Source organism: Citrobacter portucalensis, from assembly GCF_023374935.1.
GTDB lineage: Bacteria > Pseudomonadota > Gammaproteobacteria > Enterobacterales > Enterobacteriaceae > Citrobacter > Citrobacter portucalensis.
The window spans coordinates 980,968-995,536 of sequence record NZ_CP092466.1; the positions used below are offsets into that span (position 1 = coordinate 980,968).

The 14,569-nt window shown below is 52.7% G+C and carries 9 protein-coding genes; 7 read left to right on the plus strand and 2 right to left on the minus strand.

The annotated features are described in order from the left end of the window. The first annotated feature begins 16 nt into the window (after positions 1 to 16). Positions 17 to 1,357, plus strand: coding sequence for a glucarate dehydratase (gene gudD / locus LY264_RS04715; RefSeq protein WP_003034111.1), 1,341 nt, complete (start codon positions 17 to 19; stop codon positions 1,355 to 1,357). An 82-nt stretch (positions 1,358 to 1,439) separates the two neighbouring features. Further along, positions 1,440 to 2,582: a glycerate kinase gene (locus LY264_RS04720; RefSeq protein WP_048225339.1), complete on the plus strand. Its 1,143-nt coding sequence runs from the start codon at positions 1,440 to 1,442 to the stop codon at positions 2,580 to 2,582. A 316-nt stretch (positions 2,583 to 2,898) separates the two neighbouring features. Here LY264_RS04720 and barA read toward each other — a convergent pair whose 3' ends face one another. Further along, positions 2,899 to 5,655: a two-component sensor histidine kinase BarA gene (gene barA, locus LY264_RS04725; protein ID WP_048225336.1), complete on the minus strand. Its 2,757-nt coding sequence runs from the start codon at positions 5,653 to 5,655 to the stop codon at positions 2,899 to 2,901. Positions 5,656 to 5,712: 57 nt separating this feature from the next. Between barA and rlmD the strand changes: the two genes are divergently transcribed. The 5 genes from rlmD (at position 5,713) to eno (ending at position 13,642) form a co-directional block, all read left to right on the plus strand. Further along, positions 5,713 to 7,011, plus strand: a complete 1,299-nt coding sequence (rlmD, locus tag LY264_RS04730; protein ID WP_008785684.1) for a 23S rRNA (uracil(1939)-C(5))-methyltransferase RlmD — start codon at positions 5,713 to 5,715, stop codon at positions 7,009 to 7,011. A 100-nt stretch (positions 7,012 to 7,111) separates the two neighbouring features. Continuing rightward, positions 7,112 to 9,346: a GTP diphosphokinase gene (gene relA / locus LY264_RS04735; protein ID WP_003825690.1), complete on the plus strand. Its 2,235-nt coding sequence runs from the start codon at positions 7,112 to 7,114 to the stop codon at positions 9,344 to 9,346. A 130-nt stretch (positions 9,347 to 9,476) separates the two neighbouring features. Then, positions 9,477 to 10,268, plus strand: coding sequence for a nucleoside triphosphate pyrophosphohydrolase (gene mazG / locus LY264_RS04740; RefSeq protein WP_003825693.1), 792 nt, complete (start codon positions 9,477 to 9,479; stop codon positions 10,266 to 10,268). A gap of 350 nt (positions 10,269 to 10,618) precedes the next feature. Further along, positions 10,619 to 12,256 (plus strand): glutamine hydrolyzing CTP synthase, encoded by a 1,638-nt coding sequence (gene pyrG, locus LY264_RS04745; protein WP_003034127.1) that lies wholly within the window; start codon positions 10,619 to 10,621, stop codon positions 12,254 to 12,256. Positions 12,257 to 12,343: 87 nt separating this feature from the next. Next, positions 12,344 to 13,642: a phosphopyruvate hydratase gene (gene eno / locus LY264_RS04750; protein ID WP_003034129.1), complete on the plus strand. Its 1,299-nt coding sequence runs from the start codon at positions 12,344 to 12,346 to the stop codon at positions 13,640 to 13,642. 55 nt (positions 13,643 to 13,697) lie between these two features. Here the strand turns inward: eno and LY264_RS04755 are convergent, their stop codons facing one another. Then, positions 13,698 to 14,522, minus strand: coding sequence for a MurR/RpiR family transcriptional regulator (locus LY264_RS04755; RefSeq protein ID WP_048225330.1), 825 nt, complete (start codon positions 14,520 to 14,522; stop codon positions 13,698 to 13,700). Positions 14,523 to 14,569 lie beyond the last annotated feature (47 nt).

The window sequence follows — 14,569 nt, forward strand, 5'->3', positions numbered from 1 at the left end:
GAATAAGGACTTAATTATGAGCGCACAATTTTCTACCCCATTGGTTACCTCTATGCAGGTTATTCCGGTTGCGGGTCATGACAGCATGCTGATGAACCTGAGCGGCGCACATGCTCCATTCTTCACGCGCAATATTGTGATTATTAAAGATAACTCCGGTCATACCGGCGTGGGTGAAATTCCCGGCGGCGAAAAAATCCGCAAAACGCTGGAAGATGCGATCCCGCTGGTGGTAGGCAAAACGTTAGGTGAATACAAAAATGTGCTGAATGCAGTACGCAATACTTTTGCCGATCGTGATGCGGGCGGTCGCGGTTTGCAGACCTTCGATTTACGTACCACTATTCATGTGGTTACAGGGATCGAAGCGGCGATGTTGGATCTGTTAGGTCAGCATCTGGGCGTAAACGTCGCCTCTTTGCTGGGGGATGGCCAGCAGCGTAGCGAAGTTGAAATGTTGGGTTATCTGTTCTTCGTGGGTAACCGTAAGGCAACGCCGCTGCCGTACCAGAGTCAGCCGGATGAGAAATGCGACTGGTATCGTCTGCGTCATGAAGAAGCGATGACCCCGGATGCGGTAGTGCGCCTGGCGGAAGCCGCGTATGAGAAGTATGGTTTCAACGACTTTAAACTGAAAGGCGGCGTGCTGGCCGGGGAAGAGGAAGCAGAATCTATCGTTGCGCTGGCGAAGCGCTTCCCGCAGGCCCGCGTCACGCTGGATCCGAACGGCGCGTGGTCGCTAAATGAAGCGATTAAGATCGGCAAATATCTGAAGGGGTCTCTGGCCTATGCGGAAGATCCGTGCGGTGCCGAGCAGGGTTTCTCCGGTCGTGAAGTGATGGCGGAGTTCCGCCGCGCCACCGGTCTGCCGACCGCCACCAATATGATCGCCACCGACTGGCGTCAGATGGGGCATACGCTGTCGTTACAGTCTGTGGATATCCCGCTGGCGGACCCGCACTTCTGGACTATGCAGGGTTCTGTCCGTGTGGCGCAGATGTGCCATGAGTTCGGGCTGACCTGGGGATCGCACTCTAACAACCACTTTGATATTTCGCTGGCGATGTTTACGCATGTCGCGGCGGCGGCTCCGGGCAAAATTACCGCTATCGACACCCACTGGATCTGGCAGGAAGGCAACCAGCGCTTGACCAAAGAGCCGTTTGAAATCAAAGGCGGTATGGTGCAGGTTCCGGCAAAACCGGGTCTGGGCGTGGAACTGGATATGGATCAGGTCATGAAAGCGCATGAGCTGTACCAGCAACATGGACTGGGGGCGCGTGATGATGCGATGGGAATGCAGTATCTGATCCCGAACTGGACGTTTGATAATAAGCGTCCGTGCATGGTACGCTAAGCGAGCTGGGACCGCTCCCATAAGGTGAGCGGTTTTTCTCCTGGTGTATGCTTAACACAGTCAACATGCGTAAGGATGCTTTATGAAAATAGTAATCGCACCGGATTCCTATAAGGAAAGTTTGAGTGCGCTTGAAGTGGCAACGGCTATTGAGCAGGGGTTTCGTGAGATCTGGCCCGATGCGGATTACATGAAGATCCCGGTTGCAGATGGCGGTGAAGGAACGGTCGAAGCGATGGTTGCCGCAACGCAAGGTCACCTTGTGCATGTTGATGTTACCGGCCCTTTGGGCAACATAATTCAGGCATTTTATGGTTTATCTGGTGATGAGCGCTCGGCGTTTATCGAAATGGCGGCCGCCAGCGGACTGGAACAAGTTCCTGCGAGGCTACGCGATCCGCTGAAAACCACCTCCTGGGGAACCGGGGAGCTAATCCGTCATGCGCTGGATGCGGGCGTTGAGCATATCATCATTGGGATTGGCGGTAGCGCCACCAATGATGGCGGTTCCGGGATGGTGCAAGCGCTGGGAGCAAAATTGCTGGATGCGCAAAATAATGAAATTGCGCAAGGCGGAATCGGTCTGGAATCTCTGTCCCGGATTGATATTTCTCAGTTAGACAGCCGTCTTGCCGGGTGCCGTATTGAAGTGGCTTGCGATGTGACCAACCCGTTGACTGGAAAAGAGGGCGCATCTGCGGTTTTTGGTCCGCAAAAAGGGGCTACGCCGGAGATGATTACCCGCCTGGATCGGGCGCTCACGCACTATGCGCGACTTATTGCCCGCGATCTGGACGTCAACGTGCTGGATCTGGCCGGTGGTGGTGCGGCTGGTGGTATGGGGGCGGCGCTGTATGCGTTTTGCGGCGCACAGTTACGCTGCGGTATTGAGATAGTGACCGATGCGTTACACCTTGATGCCTGCGTTGCGGATGCGGATTTAGTGGTCACAGGTGAAGGGCGCATGGATAGTCAGACCATTCACGGTAAGGTTCCGGTTGGCGTGGCGAAGGTCGCAAAGCGTTACAACAAGCCGGTTATCGGTATCGCAGGTAGCCTGACGGCCGATGTGGGGGTCGTACACGAGCATGGGCTGGATGCGGTTTTCAGCGTCATCTATACCATCTGTACCCTGGATGAGGCGCTAAAGAACGCGAGCGACAACGTACGAATGACGGCGCGAAACGTAGCCGCAACGCTTAAAGCAGGGCAGCAATTACGCTGAATTGTTAGCCGCATTCGGCGATGTGCCCGATGTGCGACGCTTATCGGGCCTAAGGCAAACAGCGAAACCTGTAGGCCGGATAAGGCGTTTACTGCCCGATGCGCGACGCTTATCGGGCCTACGGCAAACAGCGAAGCCTGTAGGCTGGATAAGGCGTTTACTGCCCGATGCGCGACGCTTATCGGGCCTACGGCAAACAGCGAAACCTGTAGGCCGGATAAGGCGTTTACTGCCCGATGCGCGACGCTTATCGGCTCTACGGTAAACAGTGAAACCTGTAGGCCGGATAAGGCGTTTACGCCGCATCCGGCGAATATCACCCCAATATCCGTTTCGCTTCGCGTGCAACGTTGTCCATTTCATCCAGAAGCTCTAAAAACTCAGGCTCCAGCTCTTCTTCCTTGGTTCCACTGCGTAGCTGTTGTTCAATGAGCTGACACAGGTTTTTCATGCGGGGGACACCACTATAACCGCAACTGCCGTGCAGCTTGTGAATCATATCCACTAGCCCTTCGGGGTTCTCTCCGACCAGTTGCTCTTCGATTTTGTTACGCACCTCAGGCAGAAAATCGATCAGCATTTGCAGCATATCCCGTGCCAAATCGTTCTTACCCGCGGCTTGCCTTAATGCCAGTTGCCAGTCGAGCGTCGTGTTCGGATTGACGACCGGCTCAAGAGGTTCTGCGGTGAGTACCCGCAGCGATGTGCTTGCGCCCGGTTTGTAACGTAACAGCAGATTATGCAGCTTATCTTCCTCGATAGGCTTCGCCAGGTAATCGTTCATCCCGGCGCTGAGCAGCTTCTCTTTCTGCCCGGCCATGGCGTGTGCGGTGACCGCAATGACCGGTGTCTGCTGTTGATGAGGAAGCTGGTGGATCAGTTCGCAGGCACGAATACCGTCCATGTCTGGCATCTGAATATCCATCAGGATCAGGTCAAACGGCATTTGTCTGGCGCGATCCACCGCCTGATGCCCGCTGTCACACAGCACGACGTGCTGTACCTTATCTTCCAGCAATGCGCCAATCAGCTTGAGGTTCGCCGGGTTGTCGTCTACCGCCATGACGGTCATCGCAATTTTGCTTTCATCCAACAGCAGCGGATCCGCGCTGTGGTTTAGCTGACAATACTCTGTCAGCGCAGGCAGTAAGCGGGTTGAGGTGAGAGGTTTCAACAGACACGCCGCCGCGCCGCCCTGTTTCAATTTCTCAGCGTTAATTTGTGCATGACAAGGCAAGGCTAGCAACAAGAAGTCGGTCATCGCTGCTGCGCTTGCCAGCCGCTCATGCTGCATGGTGAGTGGTTCGCGCAAAGTGACCGGAATGCCGAGCAGCAGAATGTCGTAGTGCTCCGCTGGCAACCCGGAGAACGAGGGGCTGTAAATCACCTCCAGCGGTGTTTCACTCAAGATATCTAACGTGCATTGTGCGGCGGTGGCGTTAGGTTCGACGTAGGCCAGTCGTTTACCGGCAAGGCATCGGGTTGTCGAACGATCAATAAGCACGTTAGGGTTGAGATCGAGGCTGATATGGAACCAGAACGTGGAACCCCGATTAGGTTGGCTGTGGAAGGAGATATCTCCACCCATTTCGTTGACCAGTTTTTGCGTAATGACCAGACCTAGCCCGGTTCCGCCATGACGCCGGGAAATACTGGCATCCGCCTGACGGAAAGCCTGGAACAGACGGGATTGATCGCGCTCAGGAATACCGATCCCGGTATCGCGGATTTGCACTTCAATTTGCACTTTCGTGTTACTGAGGGCTCGCTTCTCGACCAGAATGTCGATGTTGCCGCCTTCGGTAAATTTGATGGCATTGCCGACCAGATTGGTGATCACTTGCTGTAAACGCAGCGGGTCACCGATGACGTTGTCCGGTACGTCATTCTTAATATTCAGCGTCAGCTCAAGCCCTTTATCATGGGATGAATGCGCTAACAGCGTAACGACGTCATCCAGCGTGCTGCGCAGCGGGAACGGAATGCTTTCCAGAATCAGCTTGCCCGCCTCAAGTTTGGAGAAGTCGAGTACATCATTGATGATGGCCAGCAGATTGTTAGCCGAGCGTTCAATGGTATTCAGGTGATCGCGCTGTGTGGTGTTGAGCTCGGTTTTTAGCGTCAGACGGGTGAAGCCAATCACGCCATTCAGCGGTGTTCGCAGCTCATGGGACATGTTTGCCAGAAACTCAGACTTAATACGTGCCGCTTCCTGGGCGCGTTTCTTCGCCAGATCCAGCTCGACGTTCTGGATTTCCATCTGCTCCAGCGTTTCGCGCAGGTCAGAGGTGGCCTGATCGATGTTGTGCTGCATCTCTTCATGGTAAGCAGCGAGAGACATAGCCATCGAGTTGATGCCATTTTTGAGCATATCCAGCTCGCCCAGCATGAAACCTTCCACGCGGCTGTCGAGCTGTCCTCTACGTATTCGGTCAACGGTATTCACCATATTGCGAATCGGGCCGGTCACGTCGCGCATCAGACGCCAGCCGAAAATTAACGCAATACCAATACAAAACAGCATCATTACGCTGGAGATAAAGATCTCTTTGTACTGCTGCAATCGAACGGACTTAAGGTCCAGCTCAAGCGCCACATACCCCAGCATATTTTTGGTGTTTTTGGCGTCGCTTACGGCGGATTCATCCGGTGAATAGCTTTCCGATATAATAGGGGTTCGCAGGATCATGATATCCCCGTGCCGGGTGACGCTCAGCTTCCGGGGAAACGGTGAACCTGTCGCCAACTGCATTTCAGACGGATCGAGATGAAAATTAGAGGTGACGAACAGTCGGTTATTTTCGTCATAAACAGAAATTGCCCGCACGATATCGGAATGGCGACGATGCAGCACGCTGATAAGCTGGCCGATGGATTCCCTGTTTTGCAGGTTCATGCCATATTCGCTGGAGACCGCGAGTGGTTCAATGATGCTGGCACCAGCATCTTCCAGTTGACGCTGCAAGTCGTTATAGCGATGCACAACAAAAAAGATACTGAGCAACAAACCTATCAGGACGGTCGGGGCCAGGATCAGAATCATCATGCGTGCGCGCAGGCTGTAGTTGGTCATGGAGTTCCGTTATGGGACAATTAGGGTCACACTGTTAAATAGAGAAATATCTCGTCGATGGCGCAATTCTACTCTGCAAAACGACGCGTGACGACGCGTCAGATCATAACCGTTACCGTCAATGACCTTGATCCTTTCGGTCAGGGCGTCGCTCGCCATAACGGAAAGGCGTTGTTTATACCGGAATTGCTACCCCAGGAAAGCGCCGAGGTGGTGATTACCGAAGATAAAAAACAGTTTGCCCGCGCGCAAGTAAAACGACGTTTAAACGACAGCCCACAGCGTGAAGTGCCACGTTGCCCGCATTTTGGCGTGTGCGGCGGTTGCCAGCAGCAGCATGCCAGCATCTCATTGCAGCAGCGTAGCAAAAGCGCGGCGTTGTCGCGTTTAATGAAATGTGAGGTGTCGGATGTTATAGCTGATGCCCCGTGGGGCTATCGTCGTCGCGCACGTTTGAGTCTGAACTATCGGCCAAAAGAACAAAAATTGCAGATGGGGTTTCGCAAATCCGGTTCCAGCGACATTATCGATGTCAAACAATGCCCTATTTTGGTGCCCCAGCTTGAGGCGTTATTGCCCCATCTCAGAGCGTGTCTGGAAAGTCTGCAAGGGTTACGCCATCTAGGCCATGTTGAGCTGGTACAGGCGGGAAGCGGAACCCTGATGATTTTGCGCCACACGGCGCCATTGAGTGCTGCGGATAAAGAAAAACTGGAATGCTTTTCGCATTCTCAGGGGCTGTCTTTGTTTCTGGCCCCGCAAAGCGAGATACTGGAATCAATATCAGAAGAATCGCCCTGGTATGATTCAAATGGACTACGGTTAACCTTCAGCCCGCGCGATTTTATTCAGGTCAATGAAGGGGTAAACCAACAAATGGTCGCCCGTGCGCTGGAATGGCTGGATGTGCAACCTGAAGATCGTGTACTCGATCTGTTCTGTGGAATGGGAAATTTTACCCTACCGCTGGCAACTCGGGCAGCAAGCGTGGTTGGCGTGGAAGGTGTTCCGGCGTTGGTGGAAAAAGGCCGAGAAAACGCGCTGAATAACGGATTACACAATGTGACATTCTTTCATGAAAACCTTGAGGAAGATGTTACCCGACAGCCGTGGGCGAAAAACGGATTTGACAAAGTATTGCTTGATCCTGCGCGTGCGGGGGCTGCAGGTGTGATGCAACATATTATAAAATTAGAACCTATACGCGTTGTTTATGTATCCTGTAACCCAGCAACGCTGGCTCGTGACAGCGATGCTTTGCTCAACGCTGGATACGCCATACGGCGACTGGCGATGCTCGATATGTTTCCGCACACTGGACACCTGGAATCAATGGTCCTGTTTGAGCGTTTGTAATGAATTTTGTACCCATTGGATTTCGGGTTGTAATGCAGCATGAAAGACAATGGGTAGGGCTTGTCGACTTCGACAGGCCTGGCCCCTTAAGGAGAGGACAATGGTTGCGGTAAGAAGTGCACATATAAATAAAGCTGGTGAGTTTGATCCAAAGAAATGGATCGCGAGTCTGGGGATCTCCAGCCAGCAGTCGTGTGAACGCTTAGCCGAAACCTGGGCGTACTGCCTCCAGCAGACACAGGGGCATCCGGATGCGGATCTGCTGCTGTGGCGTGGCGTGGAGATGGTAGAAATTCTCTCCATGTTGAGCATGGATATCGACACTCTGCGTGCAGCAATGCTGTTCCCTCTGGCTGATGCCAACGTGGTCAGTGAAGACATCCTGCGCGAGAGCGTGGGCAAATCCATTGTTCATCTTATCCACGGTGTGCGTGATATGGCGGCAATACGCCAGCTTAAAGCCACGCATACCGATTCAGTTTCTTCCGAGCAGGTCGATAACGTCCGCCGTATGCTGCTGGCAATGGTAGATGACTTCCGCTGTGTGGTCATCAAGCTGGCAGAGCGGATTGCCCATCTGCGTGAAGTGAAAGACGCGCCGGAAGATGAACGCGTTCTGGCGGCAAAAGAGTGCACCAATATCTATGCACCGCTGGCCAACCGTTTGGGAATCGGGCAATTAAAATGGGAGCTGGAAGATTATTGCTTCCGTTATCTGCACCCGGCTGAATACAAACGCATAGCCAAGCTGCTGCATGAACGTCGTATCGACAGGGAACATTACATTGATGAGTTCGTCGGTCATTTGCGCTCAGAGATGAAAACGGAAGGCGTCAAAGCCGAAGTGTATGGACGTCCGAAGCATATCTACAGCATCTGGCGCAAAATGCAGAAAAAGCAATTAGCCTTCGATGAACTGTTCGATGTACGCGCAGTGCGTATCGTGGCAGAGCGTTTACAGGACTGCTATGCCGCACTCGGGATAGTACATACTCACTATCGCCATCTGCCGGATGAGTTCGATGATTACGTTGCTAATCCGAAACCCAATGGCTACCAGTCAATCCATACGGTTGTACTGGGGCCGGGCGGGAAAACCATCGAAATTCAGATCCGTACCAAACAGATGCACGAAGATGCCGAACTGGGCGTCGCGGCGCACTGGAAGTACAAGGAGGGCACCGCTTCAGGCGCGGCGCGTTCTGGTCATGAAGATCGCATTGCGTGGCTGCGTAAGCTGATTGCCTGGCAGGAAGAGATGGCGGATTCCGGTGAAATGCTGGATGAAGTCCGTAGCCAGGTCTTTGATGACCGCGTGTACGTCTTTACGCCAAAAGGGGACGTTGTAGACTTACCTGCGGGCTCCACGCCGCTCGATTTTGCTTACCACATTCATAGCGATGTGGGGCATCGTTGCATTGGCGCGAAAATTGGTGGGCGCATCGTACCGTTTACTTACCAGCTGCAGATGGGCGATCAAATTGAAATTATCACCCAGAAACAGCCAAACCCAAGCCGCGACTGGCTGAATCCTAACCTTGGCTACGTAACCACCAGTCGTGGGCGTTCGAAGATCCACGCCTGGTTCCGTAAACAGGACCGCGACAAAAACATCCTTGCTGGTCGCCAGATCCTCGACGATGAGCTGGCGCATTTAGGTATCAGCCTGAAAGAGGCGGAAAAACACCTGCTACCGCGCTACAGCTTCAATGAGCTGGACGAGTTGCTGGCGGCGATTGGCGGAGGAGACATCCGCCTCAACCAAATGGTGAACTTCCTGCAGGCGCAGTTTAATAAGCCAAGTGCTGCCGAACAGGATGCCGCCGCGCTGAAACAGCTTCAGCAGAAAACGCAGGCACCGCAGAGCCGTCGTAAAGACGACGGTCGTGTGGTGGTGGAAGGGGTAGGTAACCTGATGCACCACATCGCCCGCTGCTGCCAGCCGATTCCTGGCGATGAGATTGTCGGGTTTATTACCCAGGGACGCGGTATTTCCGTGCACCGGGCGGATTGTGAACAGCTGGCTGAGCTGCGCTCCCATGCGCCGGAACGTATTGTTGATGCAGTCTGGGGCGAAAGCTACTCGGCAGGGTATTCGCTGGTGGTTCGCGTCCAGGCCAACGATCGCAGCGGCTTGTTACGTGATATCACTACGATTCTCGCCAACGAGAAGGTGAACGTGCTGGGCGTTGCCAGCCGAAGTGATACCAAACAACAGCTGGCCACCATCGATATGACCATCGAAATTTATAACCTGCAGGTGCTCGGGCGCGTGCTCGGCAAGCTGAACCAGGTACCGGATGTGATCGACGCACGTCGCTTGCACGGTAATTAATTATTTTGTAGGCCGGATAACCTTGTAGGCCTGATAAGACGCGTTAGCGTTGCCATCAGGCATTGCTATGTTGCCGGATGTCGGTTGTCGCCTTATTCGGTCTACTGTATTGAAATTTCAGGACATTCCAATGAATCAAATCGACCGACTGCTCGGTATTATGCAGCGCCTGCGCGACCCGGAGAACGGCTGTCCGTGGGACAAAGAGCAGACATTCTCCACTATTGCCCCTTACACCCTCGAAGAAACCTATGAAGTGCTGGACGCGATTGCGCGTGAAGACTTTGACGACCTGCGCGGAGAGCTGGGCGACCTGCTGTTCCAGGTTGTGTTTTACGCCCAGATGGCGCAGGAAGAAGGACGCTTCAACTTTGATGATATTTGTGCTGCGATAAGCGATAAACTTGAACGCCGTCATCCACATGTTTTTGCTGATGTTTCTGCCAGTAACAGTACTGAGGTTTTGACCCGTTGGGAAAAAATCAAAAGTGAAGAACGCGCCCAGAAGGCACAGCATTCCGCACTCGACGATATTCCCCGCAGTTTACCGGCATTAATGCGCGCCCAAAAAATCCAGAAACGCTGCTCAAATGTTGGCTTCGACTGGAAAACGTTAGGACCGGTTGTCGACAAGGTTTACGAAGAGATCGACGAAGTCATGTTTGAGGCTAAGCAGGCTGTTGTCGACCAGGCTAAACTGGAGGAGGAAATGGGCGATCTGCTGTTTGCTACGGTTAATATGGCCCGGCATTTAGGCACTAAAGCAGAGACCGCATTGCAGAAAGCGAACGAGAAGTTTGAGCGGCGTTTTCGTGAAGTTGAGCGAATTGTGGCTTCGCGCGGTCTGGAAATGACTGGTGTTGATCTGGAAACTATGGAAGAAGTCTGGCAACAGGTAAAACGGCAGGAAATTGATCTCTAAGGGATTTCGTCGGTCAAGGGCGATTTGTGTGATTTTTTAAATAACAAGCGCTTGATTTACGTCAAAAACATTTACCCAAAAGAGGCTATTTTCTCTTCCCGTTATGTTGATGAAACACCTTGTATACTGCCTCTTCGAGTTATTCGAGTCGCAACAAGGCGGCGACTGAAAGAATCTCCAGGAACATAGAAATGCTATGTGACTGGGGTGAGTGAAGGAAGCCAACACCGGTGCGGCTTGAAGAACGAAGGAGAGGGGATAATGAAAGTTTGTGGCGCTCGTCATGTTCGGGTATACTACTTTCCCGTCTTGGTAATTCCATCGTTTCACCCTAACTTCTCAGGTCCAGCATGACAACGAACTATATTTTTGTGACCGGCGGGGTCGTATCCTCTCTGGGAAAAGGCATTGCCGCAGCCTCCCTGGCAGCCATTCTTGAAGCCCGTGGCCTCAATGTAACCATGATGAAACTGGATCCGTACATCAACGTCGATCCAGGTACTATGAGCCCAATCCAACACGGGGAAGTGTTCGTTACCGAAGACGGCGCTGAAACCGACCTGGACCTGGGTCACTATGAGCGTTTCATTCGTACCAAAATGAGCCGCCGCAACAACTTCACTACGGGTCGTATCTACTCCGACGTTCTGCGTAAAGAGCGCCGTGGCGACTACCTGGGCGCAACAGTTCAGGTTATCCCGCACATCACGAATGCCATTAAAGAGCGCGTTCTGGAAGGCGGTGAAGGTCATGATGTTGTTCTGGTCGAAATCGGCGGAACCGTTGGGGATATCGAATCTCTGCCGTTCCTTGAAGCGATTCGCCAGATGGCCGTAGAAATTGGCCGTGAGCACACGCTGTTTATGCATCTGACGCTGGTTCCGTACATGGCGGCGGCAGGTGAAGTCAAAACTAAACCGACTCAGCACTCTGTAAAAGAGCTGCTTTCTATCGGGATTCAGCCAGATATCCTGATTTGCCGCTCCGATCGCGCAGTTCCGGCTAATGAACGTGCAAAAATTGCATTGTTCTGTAACGTTCCGGAAAAAGCGGTGATTTCTCTGAAAGATGTCGATTCCATCTATAAAATCCCGGGCCTGTTGAAATCTCAGGGTCTTGACGATTATATTTGTAAACGATTCAGCTTGAACTGTCCGGAAGCTAATCTGTCAGAATGGGAACAGGTTATCTACGAAGAAGCGAATCCGGCAGGCGAAGTGACTATCGGTATGGTCGGCAAGTACATTGAACTGCCGGATGCCTATAAGTCAGTTATCGAAGCGCTGAAGCACGGTGGTCTGAAGAATCGTGTCACCGTCAACATCAAGCTGATCGATTCGCAAGATGTCGAAACGCGTGGCGTTGAGATCCTGAAAGGTCTTGATGCAATCCTGATCCCGGGCGGCTTCGGCTACCGCGGTGTTGAAGGTAAAATCGCGACGGCGCGCTTTGCGCGTGAGAACAATATTCCTTATCTGGGCATTTGCCTGGGTATGCAGGTTGCGTTGATTGAGTTTGCACGTAACGTAGTGGGTATGGACAACGCCAACTCCACGGAATTTGTGCCAGACTGTAAGTACCCGGTGGTGGCCCTGATTACCGAATGGCGCGATGAAGACGGCAACGTCGAAGTCCGTACCGAGAAGAGCGATCTGGGCGGCACAATGCGCCTTGGCGCGCAGCAGTGTCAGTTGAGCGACGATAGCCTGGTTCGTCAGCTGTACGGCGCGCCGACAATTGTTGAACGCCATCGCCACCGTTACGAAGTCAACAATATGCTGTTGAAACAGATTGAAGCTGCGGGTCTGCGTATTGCAGGCCGTTCCGGTGATGATCAGTTGGTCGAGATCATTGAGGTACCGAATCATCCGTGGTTCGTGGCCTGTCAGTTCCACCCGGAATTTACTTCCACGCCACGTGATGGGCACCCGCTGTTTGCCGGCTTTGTGAAAGCCGCCAGTGAACATCAGAAGCGTCAGGCGAAGTAAGAAGTAAATAAGTTAGAACGGCAATGCACCCATTAGGGTGCATTGTTTGTCTGGAGTTTTAGTTTAACTTGTACTGAGGAAAATCTAATGTCCAAAATCGTTAAAATCATCGGTCGTGAAATCATCGACTCCCGTGGTAACCCGACTGTTGAAGCCGAAGTACACCTGGAAGGTGGTTTCGTTGGTATGGCAGCAGCTCCGTCAGGTGCTTCTACTGGTTCCCGCGAAGCACTGGAACTGCGCGATGGCGACAAATCCCGTTTCATGGGTAAAGGCGTACTGAAAGCTGTTGCAGCTGTTAACGGCCCAATTGCTCAGGCTCTGCTGGGTAAAGATGCTAAAGATCAGGCTGGCATCGACAAGATCATGATCGATCTGGACGGTACTGAAAACAAATCCAACTTCGGTGCAAACGCCATCCTGGCTGTGTCCCTGGCTAACGCCAAAGCAGCAGCTGCTGCAAAAGGCCTGCCGCTGTATGCACACATCGCTGAACTGAACGGTACTCCGGGTAAATACTCCATGCCGGTTCCGATGATGAACATCATCAACGGTGGTGAGCACGCTGACAACAACGTCGACATCCAGGAATTCATGATTCAGCCGGTTGGCGCTAAGACTCTGAAAGAAGCCGTTCGTATGGGTTCTGAAGTGTTCCACAACCTGGCTAAAGTTCTGAAAGCTAAAGGTATGAACACTGCAGTTGGTGACGAAGGTGGCTACGCGCCGAACCTGGGTTCCAACGCTGAAGCTCTGGCTGTAATCGCTGAAGCGGTTAAAGCAGCTGGCTACGAGCTGGGCAAAGACATCACCCTGGCGATGGACTGTGCAGCTTCTGAATTCTACAAAGACGGTAAATACGTTCTGGCTGGCGAAGGCAACAAAGCATTCACCTCCGAAGAATTCACTCACTTCCTGGAAGAACTGACCAAACAGTACCCGATCGTATCCATCGAAGATGGTCTGGACGAGTCTGACTGGGACGGTTTCGCATACCAGACTAAAGTACTGGGCGACAAAATCCAGCTGGTTGGTGACGATCTGTTCGTAACTAACACCAAGATCCTGAAAGAAGGCATCGAAAAAGGCATCGTTAACTCCATCCTGATCAAATTCAACCAGATCGGTTCTCTGACCGAAACTCTGGCTGCGATCAAAATGGCGAAAGACGCTGGCTACACCGCTGTCATCTCTCACCGTTCTGGCGAAACTGAAGACGCTACCATCGCTGACCTGGCTGTTGGTACCGCTGCAGGCCAGATCAAAACTGGTTCTATGAGCCGTTCTGACCGCGTTGCTAAGTACAACCAGCTGATTCGTATCGAAGAAGCTCTGGGTGAACAAGCACCGTACAACGGTCGTAAAGAGATCAAAGGTCAGGCGTAATCCTGTTCTTTAACTCTTAACGTAAAAACCCGCTGCGGCGGGTTTTTTTATGCTCTTAAAGCAGTAGAGGAAGGGTTGCGCTGGCGGTTTGCTGGCTCACATCACTGTACTTTTCATCCAGAGCAATCAGCGACGTAGTCAGTAGTTCTACCAACAGCATCACTCCCACCTTGGCGTTTAGCGCGCCAGCACTCAACGGACCTTCTGGTTTGGCTGCGACCAGTTGAATATCGCTCAGCGAAGCCAACGGGCTGCGCGGCGTATTACTTAACGCCAGTACGCGCACGCCTTGCTTACGCGCCAGTTTAACGACATGCAGTAGATCGCGCGTCGAGCCTGAACTGGAAATCGCTACCACCAGCGAGTCTTTGTTAAGCGTTGTGGCGTTCATGGCTGCACGATGCATGTCACTGAACAATTGTGCAGGTTTGCCGAGGCGCAGGAGTTTGTAATGTAAATACTCACCCAGAATAGCGCTGGCCGCTACGCCATAAATCTGTACCGACTGGGCCTGATGCAGTGCCAAAGCGGCGGATTCCAGTAATGTCCTGTCGAGTAATTTTGCTGTGTCCTGCAGTGCTTGTACGGATTCATTGACCACATTGTCAATTTCATCCCCGCTGTGCTCTACCGGCTGTCCTTGCTGGAGATCGAGTGCCAGCGCCATTTTGAATTCGTTATAACCCTTACACCCAAGTGCGCGGCACAGACGTGTGACGCTCGCCTCGCTGGTGTCGCTTTCACGCGCCAGTTCGGTAATCGTCAGGTAGACAACTTTTGCCGGATCGCTGAGCACAAACTCTCCCAGCTTCTGCTGTGTTCGGCTATATCCGTCAACGCCCTGGCGCAATCTCAGCAGCAGGTTTTCATTTTCTGACATGCAAAATCCTTAATGCGTTTATCTGTTGATAGTGTGGCGGAAAGCAG